This is a genomic window from Alkalilimnicola sp. S0819, from assembly GCF_009295635.1.
Taxonomy (GTDB): Bacteria; Pseudomonadota; Gammaproteobacteria; order Nitrococcales; family WHIW01; genus S0819.
This window is the reverse complement of the sequence record NZ_WHIW01000007.1, coordinates 41,828-56,964: the sequence shown is the minus strand read 5'-3', so window position 1 is coordinate 56,964 and position 15,137 is coordinate 41,828. Positions and strand designations below refer to the sequence as shown.

The window sequence follows — 15,137 nt, the reverse complement described above, 5'->3', positions numbered from 1 at the left end:
CTCGGAGAGCAAGCCTATGAACCTGCACAAGATCGGTGTGAAACTCCCGGCCCGGGAAAGCGGCGGTGGCGTCGACCTGGTGGGCCTGATCCCCGTATTCCACCGCTGGATACAAGGCGGCACCCTGGATGGGATATTGATCGACGTCGCCGACTACAGCCATATGCACCACGGCCCGGGGGTGCTGATCATCGCCCACGACGGCAACTACGGCTACGACGAGACCAAGGGCCGCCGGGGCATGGTCTATTACGCCAAGCACCCCCAGGACGGCGATCTGGCCGAGCGCCTGGGCACCAGCACCCGCCGGGCCCTGCAGGCCGCCCGCCAGCTGGCCGCCGAGCAGGCGCTGGGCGCGGAACTGGCCTTCCCCGGGGAAGAGCTGGAGTTCTTCGCCAACGACCGGCTGGCCGCCCCCAACACCGAGCAGACCTTCCAGGCCCTGGAACCGGCCTTGCGGGCCCTGCTCGACCGGCTCTATCCTCAGGGCTATGAACTGGCCCGGGAGCCCGACCCTCGGGAGCGCTTCTCGGTCCGGGTCAAGGCCCTGGCGGCGGCCGACCCCGACACCCTGCTGGAGCGGCTGGACGCCTGAGCGCGCTCGCTGCTCAAGCCGGCTTGATGACAGGAGCAAGGGCCTCATGGCGGCACTGGGCTACGAAACCGTCCTCGACGTCCATCACTGGAACGACAGCCTGTTCAGCTTCCGCTGCACCCGCCCGGAGGAGCTGCGCTTTCGCAACGGGCAGTTTCTGCTGCTGGGCCTGAAGATCGACGGCCGCCCGGTGATGCGGGCCTACAGCATGGTCAGCACCGATGCCGACGACCATCTGGAGTTCTTCTCCATCAAGCTCGACGAGGGCCAGCTCACCTCGCGGCTGCGCCATCTCAAAGCCGGCGACCAGGTGATCGTCAGCCGCAAGCCGGTGGGCACCCTGGTGCTGGACGATCTGCGCCCGGGCAAGCACCTCTACCTGCTCAGCACCGGCACGGGGCTCGCGCCGTTCATGAGCATTATCCGCGACCCCGAAACCTACCGCCGCTTCGACAAGGTGGTGCTGGTCCACGGCGTGCGCGAGATCAGTGATCTGGCCTACGCCGACTACATCCGCGAAGAACTGCCCCAGCATCCGCAACTGGGCGAGCAGGTGCGCCGGCAGTTGCGCTACTACCCGACGGTGACCCGGGAGGACTACCCTACCCAGGGCCGCATCCCCGACCTGATCGAAAGCGGCCGGATGAGCGCCGATCTGGGCCTGCCGGAGCTCAACCCGGCACAGGACCGAATCATGCTCTGCGGCAGCCCGGCCATGCTGGAAGACCTCTGCGCGCTGCTGGATAGGCGCGGCTTCGAAGTCTCGGCGCGCACCGGCTCGGCGGGCGACTACGTGGTGGAACGCGCCTTTGTCGAAAAATGAGGCGCTGGGAAAAGGCCGGTAGATCGGATCTGTGGTCTTGGTGCCGGTTCTGGGGTGGGCGTGGTCTCGGGCGGCCCACGATTTGGCCCGGCTGCGCCGGGCTACCCTGCGCTTCTCGCCGGAAAGGGGCGAGCAGCAAACTCGCTTCGCTCAAACAAGCTGCTCGCTGATCCCTTTCCGGCTGCGATGCTCGGCTGCATCGACGGCCGCCCGAGACCACACCCACCCCAGAACCCCCTCTGTCGGCGCCTATCCCACCCGAAAGTAGCAAAGCAGGAAAGCGGAAAAGTGCGCATCCGCGCACTGTCGCACCGGCCTAGTCCCGCAGGGCCCGGCAGAACCGGGCTTCCTCTCTCTCCGCCGAGAAGCAACCGCCAGGTTCGTGGAGCCGTGTGCGGGTGGGCCCTGGGGGTTCGTTGGCGCAGCCGAGCCCCGCAGGGCTGAGCGGATGAAGTGGAGCGCTGTCTGAGCGAAGCGAGTTCGCGGAACGCCGCTCAGACCGAGGAGCGAGGGGAGCCCCGGCGGAGCCGGGGCCAAGCCGTGGAACCCCCAGGGCCCACCCGCACACGGCGACCGGCACCGACGCTAATTCCCGGCTTCTCAAGCCATCCCGAATGCTCCCGCCACCGACCTGCCTTGCGAGGGTTCGCGATCACCCCGTAAGATGTATTTTTCGTATGCCTTGGAGGAGAGACCCATGAGCGAAACCTGGCTGCCGTCCCTGATCACCGATACCCCCCAGGAAGGCTACGAACTCGCCGTCAAACTCGCTCGCGTGGCCATCAAGCTGACCCAACCCGACGCCCAGGTGCGCGATGAGCTGCGGGAGGTCTATGCCCGGGACGCCGACAGCCTGATCGCCGTCTCCCAGGTGGTCGCCACCCACTACCAGACCGTCGCCGCCGCCAACGACTACTGGCGCTAGGCGTTGCCCGGCCGCCTACAGAGTAGGCCAGGGCTGGACCGTGTCCCGCCACGCCGAAACCCGACAAATGCTGGAGGCCGATGAGACCTTCAGCAACACCGTCTCCCGGCACCTGTCGGTGCCCAAGGGCATGGATCCGCCGGCGCAGGGGATCGACCGGCGGCTATCACCGCCTGTCGGTCTGGCCGGATACCCCTCCACGGCGATAGACCGCCGCCAGCAAGGCCGCCGACTGCACCGCCCCGCTGCCCCCGGGCGCATCCGCCAGCCCCAGTCGCCGCACGGCGCGGGACAGATAGCCCTGCTCCTCCAGCCCCAAGGCGGGTAAATCCAGCCAGCCGCCGCGGGGCAGGCTCCGCCCCACTCGCTGCAACTCACCGCGCAGCACCGCCAGCACGAAATCCGCCCGGGTCAGCAACAAAGGCGCATCCCCGAGCCAGGCGAGCCAGTCATCGGCCAGTGATGCGAACGTGGGCACTTGCTCCGGCCGCCCGGCCATCCGCTGCTCCCGCAGACTGTGCCAGGGCAGCGGATGGCCGGGGTCGACAAAGACATGGTAGGAGCGGCCGCTGCTGACCCCGTCGATCAGCTCCAGGCAGGCCAGCTCGATCAGGCGGGCGCAGGCCGGGTCATGGGCGCCGCTGACGGTGATCCCCAGCGCCACCAGTCGGCGCGGGGCGGCGAGCGGCGCGGTACGCGGCCGAAGGGTACGCATGTGTCTGCCATGGCTAGCGAGTCCGGGTACAGGCTAGCGGCGCCGGGCGACGGACGGTGTCGCGGCGGCTTCAGTCCTGGTAGGCGGCCAGGGCGGCCTGCAGGCCGCGTACCAGCTCATCACGCAGCCCCTGGGGCTGGAGCACCTGTACGCCATCACCGAGGCCCGCCAACCACCAGCGCAATTGCCGGGTATCCGGCACCGTGGCCCGCAGACGCCAGCGGCCCTCCTCATCCCGGCGCAAGTGCTGATCCGCGCTCAGCGGTCGCTCCTCCAGATGCACCGCCAACTGCTCGCTCAGGCGCAGCTCCAGCGCCAGGCGTTGCTCGCTGAGCAGGACATCGAAGCCGCCCTGGGCGATGTACTCGTCCAGATCGAAATCGGCAGGGGGGGCCGCCGGCAGATCGGTGAGTTCCAGTTGTTCGATGCGGTGCAGGGCGAACTGTTTGGCTCGGCTCTCGCCGGGCTTGCAGCCGAGCAGGTAGCCGTACAGCCCGGTCTCGTCGCGAAACACCAGGCCCAGCGGCGTGAGCTCGTAGTCACGCAACTCGCCGCTCCGCGAGCGGGTGCGATAGCGCAGCCGCACCCGATGGTCACCCATCAGCGCCTCGTAGAGGGTCTCCACCAGCGCGGCATCGACACTGGGCGGGAGCAGCCGCTGGCCCGGCGGCAGCACACGCACGCGCTGGGTCCACAGCCAGCTGGGCGAGAGTTCGCTGCGCTGGTCGAGAAACTGCTGGGCACTGTGGAAGATGGGCTCGAAGCGCTCCCGGGTGTGGGGCGGCAGCAGGTGACGGCTATAGTCACGCATGATCTTGAACAACAGGGCCCGGTGGCTGTCCATCGCCGCCGGGTCTTCCACCCGGCGCACGTCCCGCTCCCAGGCCCAGCCGTAGACGCTGTCCCGATCATCCCGGTGGATGGCGAACTCGCCGCTGGCCCAGAGCTGGTGCAGGTCCCGCTGCAGCGTGCGCAGGGTGACCTCGAAACCCTCCTCGCCGAGGGACGCCCGCAGCTCCTGGGCGGTGGCGCGCCGGGGATAGGTGGGCAGCAGCTGCAACAGCTTGTGGTGACGGGCGAGGGTGTCGTGTATGCGGGCCATGGGTCGCGAAGTCCGGCGGTTGTTGCTGTTCGGCGCCGACAGCATAGCAAGCCGGGGTCGCCCCGGCCGTAGCTCAGCCCGAGGCCTGTTCCTCGGCCGAGTCGGCATCGACCGCGGATTCCTCGCCCACAGCGCCCGCGGTATCCCCAGCCGCTTCCTCCCGCGGCAGCGCCGGGGCCTCCAGGGCGTATTCCTCGCCAGCCTCGGCGTCGTAGTCCAATTCCAGCTCCGCCTTCTCGGTGAAATACTGCGGCAGCTGGTCGCGGATGGCCGGGGCCAGCTCCCGAAATTCGTTGGCCTGCTTGATCAGGTTGCCGGGGCCGGCCACCAGCTGGCGCTCGGCCTTGCTGTAGGCATCCTGGGCGCGGTCCAGGCCTTTTTTCACATCCTCGAAGCTGCCGAGGAAGGTCTTCAACTTCTTGTAGACCCGCTCGGCCTTCTTGGCGAGCTCGGCGCTGTGCTTGTTCTGATCCTCGAAGCGCCAGAGCTGGCGGACGATGTTGAGGCTGGTGAGCAGGGTGGTGGGGGTGGCCACCAGCACGTTGTTCTCGACAGCCTTCTGGAACAAGGTCTCGTCGGCCTTCAGGGCTTCCACGAAGGCGGATTCGATGGGTACGAACATGAATACCATGTCCGGGGATTTCAGCCCGTCGAGCTTGTGGTAGTCCCGGTCGGCCAGTTCGCGGATGCGCGCGCCCATGGCCTCCACGTGCTCTTTCAGCGCCTGGCGCCGCTCCAGCTCGTCCTCGGCGTTCACAAAGCGGGTATAGGCGTTCAGCGAGACCTTGGCGTCGATGATCAGATGGCGCTCCTGGGGCAGGTAGACCACCGCATCGGGGCGAGCACGCTTGCCCTGCTCGTCGGTGATGGAGACTTCGCGTTTGTAGTCGCTGCCCAGGCGCAGGCCGGAGCGGTCCAGCACGTTCTCCAGCACCATCTCGCCCCAGTTGCCCTGCATCTTCGCCCGGCCCTTCAGGGCGGTGGCCAGCTCGTTGGCCTCCCGGCTCATCTGCTGGTGCAGGTTCTGCAGCTGCTTGAGCTCGGTCTGCATGGCGCTTTGCTGCTTGCTGCTCTCCACGTGAACGTGCTCCACCTTCTGCTTGAACTCCCCCATCTGTTCGCGGAAGGGCTTGAGCAGCGCGTCCAGGGATTCGCGGTTGCGCTGGGAGAAGGTTTCGCTCTTGGCCTCGAAGATCTTGTTGGCCAGGTTCTCGAACTCCTGCTTGAGCGCGGCCTTGTGCTGGTCCAGCTCCTTCAGGCGGGCTTCGTAATGCTCCTGGTCGGCGGCCCGGCGGCTGCGCAGGGTGGCGAGCTGCTCGGCCAGCTCGGCGCGGGTCTGTTCGCTCTGGCGGGCCTCGGCGCGGGCCTGCTCCAGCTGGCCCTCCAGCGCCTGCAGCCGCTCGCGCTCATCGTTCAGGCGTCGCGCCTCGTTATCGGCACGGGCCTCCAGCACCGCATGGCGGGTGCGCAGCTCGGCCAGCTCGCTCTCCCGGGCACTCGATTGCTCGCGGGCCTCGGCGGCCGCGTCGCGCTCGGCCTGCAGCATCTCGTCGCGGTGGCGCAGCTGCTCGCCCAGGGCCGCGGCGGCCCGGCTGGCGCGCAGCCACAGCCCCAGCAAGAGCACCACGCCGGCCAACAGCAGCGCGGCCAACACCATCAGACTCTGAGTTTCGCTCACCACATCCCCCTGCAGACTGATCATCGGTCTTGATAGCCGGCCAGTGTAGCGCCTGCGGGCGACAAATTGTGCCGCACGGACAACGCCTGTGGCTCCGATGCCGCGAAGCGGAATCCGGGACGGCTGTTGACGCCGCCCCCTGGATTTCGCCTCGCGGCATCGCGGCGAGGGGCCGCGCCGCTGGTCAGATGTCGAAGTTGTAACTCAGGCCCAGCACCACGGCGTCGTCCTGCTCCACGCCATCGCGGTCTTCTCCGCCGACGATGTAGGTCAGGCGCATCTCCGCCCCCGTGTCGCCGATGGGCCGGCTCAGGCTCAGATCCAGGTGGCGAAAGCCGCTGCTCTCGGCGCTGCTGGCGATGAACTCACCGCTGTCCTCATAGGTGTAGAAACCGGCGGTGGCGGCGAAGCTGAAGTCCTTGGGCAGGTCGTACGCGAAGCCCAGGGTCCAGTAGGCGTCGCCTTCGTTGCCCCAGACCACGTCATCCAGCAGCACATTGACGCCCAGGCTCACCGGGCCCAGCCCCAGGCTGGCGGCGAATTCCGGCACATCCGCGTCGTCGATGTTGGTGTAGTGGTAGTAGATCAGGCCCACGTCGTAGCTGAACATGCCCAGCGAGCCGGCATGGCCGCCGTAGAAATCGCTCTCGAAGCCGCCCCCGCTCTCGTCGCTGTAACCCAGGCTGGAGCCCCAGTAGCCCAGATAGAAGCCCGAATCATGGGCCCAGTCCAGGCCGCCCTGCACGGCGGCGTCGTCGTTCTCCGGCGCGTTGGTGATACCCCGAAACACGTACTCGGAGACGACGCCGATGTTGCCGCTGAGCTCGGCCTGGGCCGGCAGGGCGACGGTGCCGGCCAGCAGCGCGCACACGGAAGCGGTGGTGGTGGTCTTGCGGGTGAAGCTCATTGGTAATACCCCCGAAGGATGGATGGAAAGGCTTGCGGTGAAGCCGGGTCAGACGGGGTATTGCAGAGGGTGTGCCAATGGTGGTTGGCGTTATTATTCAAAGGCTTGCAAAAGGGCCGCAAGGATTTCGTCGACGGGCCCCGAGCGCGGCGCACGGTGCTGGTGCGGGCGGGGCACAGGTTTGGTGCGCTGGGCCTGCTCGGGGCCGGGGGGCCGGGGTTGCGCCTGTGGCGGCGTCGTGGCTATGCGGCGCTCAGGCCACCAGCTCCACGTCCGCCGGCAGGGCGATCTCCATGGTGATGGGCAGATGGTCGGAGAGCGGGCAGTCCAGCACGGCCGCGCTGCGCACCTCCAGCTCATCGGAAACCAGGATGTGGTCGATATTCTTCTGCGGCCGCCAGCTCGGGTAGGTATGCAGATGGTGCAGGGGTTCCATCAGCCGGGTGCGGTGCAGCAAGCGCTCCAGCTCCGGCGCGCGGGAATGGCAGTTGAAGTCACCCATGACCACGGCGTGGGGCAGGTCCTGGATCAGCTCCGCCACGAAATCCATCTGGTTCATGCGCGCGCGCCGGCTCAGCGCCAGATGCAGCAGCACCACGGACAGGTCCGCCTGCGGCCCGCCAAAGCGCACCACCAGCGCGCCTCGGCCGGGGATCATGCCGGGCAGCTTGTGCTCGCGCATCTCCAGCGGCCGAAAGCGGCTCAGCAGCCCGTTGCTGTGGCGCGCCAGCCGGCCGATGCGGCGGTTGGTCTGGAAGTGGCAATAGGGAAAGGCGCCTTGCCCCGCCAGATAATGGACCTGATTGACGAAGCCGCTGCGAAAGCTGCCTGCGTCCACTTCCTGCAGCCCGACGATGTCGTAATCACAGATAGTGCCGGCGATGCGGTCCAGATTGTCCTGGCGCGCCGCATGGGGCAGGACATGCTTCCAGCTGCGGGTCAGATAATGATGGTACTGGCGAGTTTCGATGCCGGTCTGGATGTTGTAGCTCATCAGCCGCAGGGTCTCGGCGGCATGACGCACGGGTAGCGTGGCCGCGGGATGCGGCTCCGGGTCCAGGCGCTGGATGCGGGCACTCATCTCGGTCATCGGGCTCCGGGCAGGACGGGGATGCCCATCATGCCGCGCAGATGTTCCCGGCGACGTGACGAGCCTCACAACCGTATCGGCTTATTGGGCGCCTAGCCGCTGTTTCACCAGCTCGTCCGCCACCTGCAGCATACGGGGCTGGCTACGGGCAGTGCGTGTGCTGATGGTGTAGCGCCCGGCCACACCCAACGAAGGCGTGCTCATGATCCGGTAGCGTTTCGCCAGCTGCTCGCCCTGGCGCAGGCGGGTGGCCACGGCGAAGCTGTCCCAGAGTTTCAGCACCTGGGCCCGGTCCACGCCCTGCGCGGCGAACAGCTCGGCCACGTCCTCGGCGGACTGGAAACGCTGACCCTTGACGTGAATGGCATTGAACAGGGGCTTGTGGACCTGCTCCACCACGCCCAGCACTTCGGCCACGTAATAGGCTCGGGCAAGCGGCTCCCAGCTGGGGTTGAACACCATGGGGGTGCGCCGGATCACCACGCCCTCGGGCGCCTCGGCGAGCCAGTCGTGGAAGGGGCCGCTGAAATCGAAACAAGCCGGGCAGGCATAGGAGAAGAATTCCCGCACTTCCACCTGCCCATCCTGCTCGCCACCGGCATCGGGCTGGCTGATCACCCGATAATCGCGCCCCGCCTGGAACTGCTGCGCCTGGGCCAGGCCCGTGAACAGCATCAGCACCAGGGCGAGCTGCATCATCCGCTTCATCATTGGTCCATCCTTACATTTACTGGTTCTTGTGGGCCGGGGCCGGCACCTTTGGTGTTCGACTCCACGACGCGCACCGGGTTCCCCCCAGAATAGCTCGGGCCCTGTACCAACCCAAACCCGAAAACGCGAAAGGCGGCCTGAAGGCCGCCTTTCCCTGGGCTCACGCGCGCAAGCCGAGCTTACTGGGCGCGGTACAGACCGGAGACGTACCCGGCCAGCGCCTGGATTTCTTCATCGGTGAGCTTGCCGGCCACGTCCCGCATCATGCTGTTGAGGTCGGTCTGGCGCTCGCCGGCACGGTAGGCGCGCAGCGCATTGGCCAGATAAGCCGCCTTCTGGCCGCCGATCTGCGGGAAGCCCGCACCTTCCACGCCCTGGCCCGCCGGGCCGTGGCAGGCGGCACAGGCGGCCACGCCGCGCTCGGGAATGCCGGCCATGTAGAGGCGACTGCCCAGTTCCACGCTCTCGTCCGGGGCCTCTTCCACCTGGTTGCTCTGCTGGCTGTAATAAGCCGCCAGGTCCAGCATGTCCTGCTCGCTCAAGCCCTGGGCCTGGGGGCTCATCAAGGCGTTCTGGCGGGTACCGCTCTTGAAGGCCTGGAGCTGCTGCACCAGATAGCCGGCATGCTGCCCGGCCAGATCCGGCCACGCCGGGTTCGGGCTGTTGCCATCGGCACCGTGGCAGGCCGCGCACGTGGCGGCCTTCTGCTGACCGGCCTGCGGGTCGCCTTCGGCCAGGGCCACACCGGAGATGGCGAACACCGCCAGCACTGCAATCAAATATTTGTTCATCGTGACAACTCCTGCGCCGAGCCGGTGGGTAGCCCCGGGCACGCGCCCGGCCGGTGATCCGCGTAAATTCTGCGCCTGAAACAGGCAGGGAAAGCCGGCCGCTTTTATACCAGCCGCCCCCCCGGGGGGTCAATTTGAGCCCTTCCCCGCCAAGGGATCACTGATCAATCCCCATCGGGCCCTGACCGGCTGGCGCGTGCACCGCCAAGACGCGGCTCACCAGACTCCCCCCGAGGCCCGAGGGGATGGATCAGTGTCTCTTCAACCTCGGAATCTGCGACAATCCCCGCACTATGACCAATTATTACCAACGTGCCGAATTCCAGCTCAGCGCCCCCAGCCTCGCGGAGCTACCCCCCGACCAGGGCCGCGAAGTCGCCTTCGCCGGTCGCTCCAACGCCGGCAAGTCCAGCGCGCTCAACACCATCACCAACCGCCGCGCGCTGGCCCGCACCAGCAAGACCCCGGGGCGCACCCAGGCGATCAACGTCTTCCGCCTGGATGAGGCCCGCGCCCTGGTGGACCTGCCCGGTTACGGCTATGCCAAGGTGCCCGAGGCCATAAAGCGCCACTGGCAGGCCGCGCTGCCCGAGTACCTGGCCCAGCGTCAGGCGCTGGTGGGGCTGATGTTGATCATGGACGTGCGCCATCCGCTCACCGATTACGACCGGCAGATGCTGGAGTGGTGCCACCACGCCGGCCTGGCGGTGCATATCCTGCTCACCAAGGCGGACAAGCTCAAACGCGGCCCGGCCACCGCCACCCTGCATCAAGTGCGCAAGCAGCTGCAGGCCGAATTCCCCAACACCACGGCCCAGCTGTTCTCCTCACTCAAGCGCGACGGCGTGGAAGAAGCCCGTGCCCAGCTCGACCGCTGGCTGACCGTGTAGGAGCCGCCCTGGCACTTGGCTGCAGGTCCAATTCGCCCGTAAAGAAAAGGTTCTTGGCGGGAGAATCTGAAATGAAAACGGAAGCTGGTGCGGTGGCTCCGGCCTTGTGCCACCCGGGCCCGGCTCCCAACTGCTGGTGGAACGCCCACCGGAGCGTGCAGGCCCTGGGGCGGGCACGGCCGGCGGCGGACGTCGATGCAGCCGAGCATCGCAGCCGGAAGGGGATCAGCGAGCAGCTTGTTTGAGCGTAGCGAGTTTGCTGCTCGCCCCCTTCCGGCGAGAAGCGCAGGGGAGCGCCGGGCGCAGCCCGGTGCCAAATCGTGGGCCGCCGCCGGCCGTACCCGCCCCAGGGCCCGCGCCAAGCTCACAGGCCCGGCCATCACTACAAACGGGAGGTCTGTTGATTTTCCCGCCAATCCGCGATGAACCAAAAGAAAACCCCGGCTCCCTGGGGGCGGAAGCCGGGGTGAAAAACCCAGCCGAATTGGGGGGGGTGGCTGGGTCGTTGGGCCCGTCCATGAGGAGGAGAGATCGGGCCTGAGCGCCCCAAGGCGGAGCGCTCATCTAGTGTGACCGGCGGGTGCTGCGAAAGTTTCCCGCCCCGGAAAAAGAAAAAGCCCCGATGATCTGGGGGACCATCATCGGGGCCAACTGGCTCGATTCTCTTGGGGGGTGTGAGAACCGAGCTTCTTCGGTGCCGCCGAAGAGGAAGGAGCGGCACCGAAGGCACCGCATGCGCGGTGCTCAAGGAATATGACCGGTGCTTTCGTGGAAAGTTCACCGTGCTGGCGAATACGCCCGCGCGGGGGGTGGGGCCGGTCAGGCCCAGCGGCGACTTAGCCAAGGCAGGCGGCGCAGCAGCGGCACCATCGACAGGTAGAACAGTATGCCGAGCCCGTCGGCGGCCAGATCCAGCAACTCGAAACTTCGATGGGGCAGCCCGTACTGCAGCAACTCGATGAACAGGCCATAGCCAAGCAGCAATATGCCGCGGGTGACGAACGGCCCTCGCACCCAGCCGAAATCCACCAGCCCGGCCAGGACGGCGAAGGCGAGCAGATGCACCAGCTTGTCGTTCCAGTGGGCGGTGGGCACCTGCTCCACCGGCGCGACCGCCAGCCAGGTGGCGCTGACCAGTGCCAGCACCGCCAGCAGCCGGAACAGATTGCGCTCGGCGCGCGTCCAACGGCTCATGGCGTCACCGCCAACGCCGTGCTCAACCGCAAGGGCTGCAAGGCAAGCGCCTCACCCCACAGCCGGCCCATCACCGGGGCGAGGCGCGCGGTGTCCCCACTACTCCAGAAGCGGCAAGTCCCGGTCTCCCGGGTACTCAACAGCGCCAATTCATCGAGGCGACGCGCCAATTGCCGCGCCACCGCCTCACCGGTGTCCACCAGCGCCACCGTGGGGCCCAGCAGGTCGGCCAACTGCGGGCGCAGAAACGGGTAATGGGTACATCCCAGGATGATGGTATCCGCTCCCTCGGCGAGCAGCGGCGCGGTGTAGCGGCGCAACAGCAGGCGCGTCTCCTCCGCGGCCAAGGCGCCCCGCTCCACTTGTTCCACCAAACCGTGACAGGACTGGGTCACCACCCGCAGGTTGCGGGCGTAGCGGCTCAGCAGCGCGGCGAACTGGGCGCTTTTCAGGGTTCCTTCGGTGGCCAGCACCCCCAGCACGCCGCAGCGGCTGACGGCGGCGGCCGGCTTGACGGCGGGCTCCATGGCGATGATAGGCAACGAGAAGCTACGGCGCAGTTCGCCCACGGCGGCAGCGGTGGCGGTATTGCAGGCCACCACCACGGCCTTGGCGCCCTGCTCGGCCAGAAAGGCGGTGAGGCCCGCCGCGCGCTCGCGGATAAAATCCACCGGGCGCGGCCCATAGGGCGCGTAGGCCGAATCGGCGATATAAAGTAAATGCTCCCCCGGCAGCAGGCGCCGGATCTCGCGCATCACCGAAAGCCCGCCGACGCCGGAATCGAAGATTCCCACGGGGGCCTCGCGCGCCGGGAGTGTTGCAGGTCCTGCCTTCATGGTCCCCACAGCTTACCCAGCACGGCGCACCGTGGATAGCGCCGGGCATGAGCCAGCACATGGCGCGCGCCGTGCCGGGAACCGATAATGGGGCGCATGGTCGAAGGCACCGGGAGCACCCGGCCATGCGCCGGGCGGACGACAACAAGGAGTAACCATCATGCGCAAGGCCATTTTCCTCACCGGGCTTTGCATCGCGCTGCTGAACACGCCGGCCCTGGCCGAGAATGGCCTGAACCGCGCCGGCGAAGCCGTGGGCGAGACCGCGGGCAAGGCGATGGACGGCACCCGACGGGTCTATGAGCGCAGCACGAACGCCGTGGAGAAGGGTCTGAACACCGCCAGCGAGCACGTGGGCCGAGCGCTGGGGCACGTGGAGAAGGGGGTTCGGGACTTCGCCGAGGGCGTGGAGGAAGGGCTGAGGAGAGAGCGCTAACCGGCGCTCTGGACGCGCGCCAGCAGGCTATCGAGCTGCCGGGCGAAAACCTTGCGATCGGCCTGGCTGAGGGCGGCCGGCCCGCCCCCGGCGAGGCCCGCATCGCGCATCTGCTCCATGAAATCCCGCATTGCCAGGCGCTGGCCGATATTCGCCTCGGTATAGAGCTCGCCACGCGGATTCAGCGCCTGCCCACCGGCCGCGAGCACCTCGGCGGCCAGCGGGATGTCCTGGGTCACCACCAGATCTCCGGGGCTGAGCTGGCGCACGATCTCGTTATCGGCCACATCGAAGCCCGCCGGCACCTGCACCGCCCTTATCCAACGCGAAGGCGGCACCCGCAGGGGGTGATTGGCCACCAGGGTCAGCGGCAGGCCCTTGCGCTCGGCGGCACGGTAGAGGATTTCCTTGATCGGCACCGGACAGGCGTCGGCATCCACCCAGATCCGCATCTCAAGCCTCCATCCAGGGCGGGCTCAGGGCTCGCAGCCGCGCCTGCACCGGACAATCCTCCCGGTGCGCCCCCGGCAGGTACCCGGTACTCATCAGAAACTCCCCGGTGATCTGCACACCGGTGAAACGAAAGGTGTGACGGAACAGGCGCACCCACTCAGCGGGGCTCAGGGGGTGGTGCTGATCCAACCAGGCGGCGAAGCTGCCGTGGTGCTCGCGCAGCCCCAATACCACGGAGGCATTATGGATGGCCGCCTCCACTTTCAAGCGGTTGCGGATGATGCCCGCGTCCGCCAGCAAGCGCGCCCTGTCCCGCTCATCGAAGCGAGCCACCCGCTCGGGGTCGAAACCGGCGTAGGCCTCCCGGAAGGCGGCGCGTTTTTTCAGCACCGTCAGCCAGGAGAGTCCGGCCTGGTTGATCTCCAGCACCAGACGCTCGAACAGTTCGGCGTCACCGCGCAGCGGGAAGCCATACTCCGTGTCGTGGTAGGGGCCGTGCCAGGGGTGCCCCGGCGCGCTCAGACAGTAGTCACTCAAAAAGGCTTACCCGGCGGCGGCGACCGCATCCCTGAGGAACACGCCCCGCAGCATGCCGTCCTCGCCGGTGTAGGTGAACTGCTCGCTGAAGCCCAGGCGCTGGTGAAAGCGCACGGAAGGACCGTTGTAGGGCTCGAGCACCAGCACCGCGATCTGCGCCTGGCCGCCGCTCGCCTCGCGCACCCGCTGGTAGAGCTGACCGGCAAAGCCCTTGCCGCTGCGCTCGGGCAGCACGCAAACCTGGTCGATCAGCACGAAAGGCTCGCTGTGGCGCGCCAACAGCCGCGCACCCAGCGGATCGGTCGCATCCACCTGATCGCGGGAATAAGCCAGCACGAAAGCAGCCAGGCCCTGCTCTTCCTCCAGCACCAGGAAGTACTCGGCCCGATCCAGCCACTGCCGATAACCCTCGGTGCCCAGGTGAGAGACCAGAAAGCCGTGGCGCTCGATGGCGGCGGGGCTCAAGCGGTTGAGCAGGAAGCGGCCCGCCATGGCGTGCAGGACCGGCACGTCGTACAACTCGGCCCGACGCAGGCTGGGAGACATAGCAGTGAACCCGGCAGTTGCGGCAAAGGCGCTCATGGTACCTACCCCCGTCCGTACTCGCCACGACGGCGTTCGATCAATTAGGGAAACACTCAGCCATGCCCCTGGGCACTCTGACCGCCTGGCGGGTTCGCAGCCCGATGTGGGCCGGTACGGTGGGCGCAAGCAGCACCGGGGCCGGCACGACCCACAAAAACGCGTTCATGAAACGGCTCCCTATTCCCCGCGGAAGCCCGAGAAAGCCCCAATAAACCGGCCAAGGTGCCGACCCTTCCGGCACTTTGGGGGTTTGCGGGCGCGCCTTCAAGCCCGGCAATCGGTTATTCTGCGCCCATGAACGACGACGTTTACGATGACGACCTGCCGGAACGCACCAGCCGCAGCCAGCGCAAGCGCGAGGCGCATGCCCTGCGGGATCTGGGCGCGGAACTGGTGGCCCTGTCCGCCGAGCAGCTGCGCCAGGTCCCCCTGCCGGACGATCTGCGCGCCGCCGTGGAGGACGCCACGCGTATCAAGTCCCACGGAGCGCGCCGCCGGCAACTGCAACGGGTGGCCAAGCTGATGCGGGCCACCGACCCCGAGCCGGTCAAGGCCGCGCTGGATCAGCTGGACCAGAGCTCGGCGGCCGCTCGCGCACAGCAACAACGCGCCGAGCACTGGCGAGCCCGGCTGCTGGCGGAAGGCGACCAGGCGCTGAGCGAATGGCTGCGGGAGTACCCGGACGCCGACCCCCAGCCCCTGCGCCAGCTCATCCGCAACGCCCGCCGGGAACAGGCCGCGAGCAAGCCGCCCAAGGCAGCCAGGGAGCTGTTCCGCCTGTTGCGCGGCGCTATGGCGAAGCCCTGATTCCCTCCCCCGGTGACTTTCCGGCCCGCCCCTGCACAACGCGTGGCGATTGACGGGGCGCG

Annotated in this window: 18 protein-coding genes; 6 read left to right on the top strand and 12 right to left on the bottom strand. The window is 67.6% G+C overall.

Annotation, left to right across the window (positions count from 1 at the left end; genetic code table 11):
• Positions 1-16 precede the first annotated feature (16 nt).
• From GBG68_RS07865 to GBG68_RS07855, 3 genes are all read left to right on the top strand, one after another.
• On the top strand, positions 17-595 hold the full coding sequence (locus GBG68_RS07865; protein WP_152146393.1) for a hypothetical protein: 579 nt from the start codon (positions 17-19) through the stop codon (positions 593-595).
• A gap of 46 nt (positions 596-641) precedes the next feature.
• Positions 642-1,418, top strand: a complete 777-nt coding sequence (locus GBG68_RS07860; protein ID WP_152146392.1) for a ferredoxin--NADP reductase — start codon at positions 642-644, stop codon at positions 1,416-1,418.
• Between the two features lie 697 nt (positions 1,419-2,115).
• Positions 2,116-2,343 (top strand): hexameric tyrosine-coordinated heme protein, encoded by a 228-nt coding sequence (locus GBG68_RS07855; protein WP_152146391.1) that lies wholly within the window; start codon positions 2,116-2,118, stop codon positions 2,341-2,343.
• 166 nt (positions 2,344-2,509) lie between these two features.
• On the opposite strand, the gene GBG68_RS07850 is transcribed toward GBG68_RS07855, so the two are convergent.
• The 7 genes from GBG68_RS07850 to GBG68_RS07820 all read right to left on the bottom strand — a co-directional run bounded on the left by GBG68_RS07850 (position 2,510) and on the right by GBG68_RS07820 (position 9,337).
• Complete coding sequence (locus GBG68_RS07850) at positions 2,510-3,058, bottom strand: hypothetical protein (protein WP_152146390.1); 549 nt, start codon at positions 3,056-3,058, stop codon at positions 2,510-2,512.
• Between the two features lie 70 nt (positions 3,059-3,128).
• Positions 3,129-4,160 carry a helix-turn-helix transcriptional regulator gene (locus GBG68_RS07845; RefSeq protein WP_152146389.1) on the bottom strand — a complete coding sequence of 344 codons (1,032 nt, stop codon included), beginning with the start codon at positions 4,158-4,160 and terminating at the stop codon, positions 3,129-3,131.
• A 73-nt stretch (positions 4,161-4,233) separates the two neighbouring features.
• A complete protein-coding gene (gene rmuC / locus GBG68_RS07840; RefSeq protein WP_226801723.1) occupies positions 4,234-5,862 on the bottom strand; it encodes a DNA recombination protein RmuC in 1,629 nt (542 codons plus the stop codon).
• Between the two features lie 160 nt (positions 5,863-6,022).
• Positions 6,023-6,745: a TorF family putative porin gene (locus GBG68_RS07835; RefSeq protein WP_152146388.1), complete on the bottom strand. Its 723-nt coding sequence runs from the start codon at positions 6,743-6,745 to the stop codon at positions 6,023-6,025.
• Between the two features lie 253 nt (positions 6,746-6,998).
• Positions 6,999-7,835: an endonuclease/exonuclease/phosphatase family protein gene (locus GBG68_RS07830; RefSeq protein WP_226801721.1), complete on the bottom strand. Its 837-nt coding sequence runs from the start codon at positions 7,833-7,835 to the stop codon at positions 6,999-7,001.
• 81 nt (positions 7,836-7,916) lie between these two features.
• A complete protein-coding gene (locus GBG68_RS07825) occupies positions 7,917-8,546 on the bottom strand; it encodes a thiol:disulfide interchange protein DsbA/DsbL (protein ID WP_152146387.1) in 630 nt (209 codons plus the stop codon).
• Between the two features lie 179 nt (positions 8,547-8,725).
• Complete coding sequence (locus GBG68_RS07820; protein WP_152146386.1) at positions 8,726-9,337, bottom strand: c-type cytochrome; 612 nt, start codon at positions 9,335-9,337, stop codon at positions 8,726-8,728.
• 293 nt (positions 9,338-9,630) lie between these two features.
• Here GBG68_RS07820 and yihA point away from each other — a divergent pair, with 293 nt between their 5' ends.
• A complete protein-coding gene (gene yihA, locus GBG68_RS07815; RefSeq protein WP_152146385.1) occupies positions 9,631-10,227 on the top strand; it encodes a ribosome biogenesis GTP-binding protein YihA/YsxC in 597 nt (198 codons plus the stop codon).
• Positions 10,228-11,046: 819 nt separating this feature from the next.
• Here the strand turns inward: yihA and GBG68_RS07810 are convergent.
• Both GBG68_RS07810 and murI read right to left on the bottom strand, forming a co-directional pair.
• Positions 11,047-11,421, bottom strand: coding sequence for a VanZ family protein (locus GBG68_RS07810; RefSeq protein ID WP_152146384.1), 375 nt, complete (start codon positions 11,419-11,421; stop codon positions 11,047-11,049).
• Positions 11,418-12,215, bottom strand: a complete 798-nt coding sequence (gene murI / locus GBG68_RS07805; protein WP_226801718.1) for a glutamate racemase — start codon at positions 12,213-12,215, stop codon at positions 11,418-11,420. Before murI ends, GBG68_RS07810 begins: the two co-directional genes overlap by 4 nt.
• A gap of 202 nt (positions 12,216-12,417) precedes the next feature.
• Here murI and GBG68_RS07800 point away from each other — a divergent pair, with 202 nt between their 5' ends.
• Positions 12,418-12,693 (top strand): hypothetical protein, encoded by a 276-nt coding sequence (locus GBG68_RS07800; protein ID WP_152146382.1) that lies wholly within the window; start codon positions 12,418-12,420, stop codon positions 12,691-12,693.
• Here the strand turns inward: GBG68_RS07800 and GBG68_RS07795 are convergent.
• Genes GBG68_RS07795 through GBG68_RS07785 form a run of 3 tightly spaced genes read right to left on the bottom strand, consistent with a single transcriptional unit; the run spans position 12,690 to position 14,229 of the window.
• Positions 12,690-13,145, bottom strand: coding sequence for a YaiI/YqxD family protein (locus tag GBG68_RS07795; protein ID WP_152146381.1), 456 nt, complete (start codon positions 13,143-13,145; stop codon positions 12,690-12,692). The two genes, GBG68_RS07800 and GBG68_RS07795, sit on opposite strands and share 4 nt — an antisense overlap.
• Position 13,146: 1 nt before the next feature.
• On the bottom strand, positions 13,147-13,683 hold the full coding sequence (locus GBG68_RS14555; RefSeq protein ID WP_152146380.1) for a DNA-3-methyladenine glycosylase I: 537 nt from the start codon (positions 13,681-13,683) through the stop codon (positions 13,147-13,149).
• Positions 13,684-13,689: 6 nt separating this feature from the next.
• On the bottom strand, positions 13,690-14,229 hold the full coding sequence (locus GBG68_RS07785) for a GNAT family N-acetyltransferase (protein ID WP_193222260.1): 540 nt from the start codon (positions 14,227-14,229) through the stop codon (positions 13,690-13,692).
• Positions 14,230-14,562: 333 nt separating this feature from the next.
• Here GBG68_RS07785 and yjgA point away from each other — a divergent pair, with 333 nt between their 5' ends.
• Complete coding sequence (gene yjgA, locus GBG68_RS07780; protein ID WP_152146378.1) at positions 14,563-15,075, top strand: ribosome biogenesis factor YjgA; 513 nt, start codon at positions 14,563-14,565, stop codon at positions 15,073-15,075.
• The last annotated feature ends 62 nt before the right edge of the window (positions 15,076-15,137 follow it).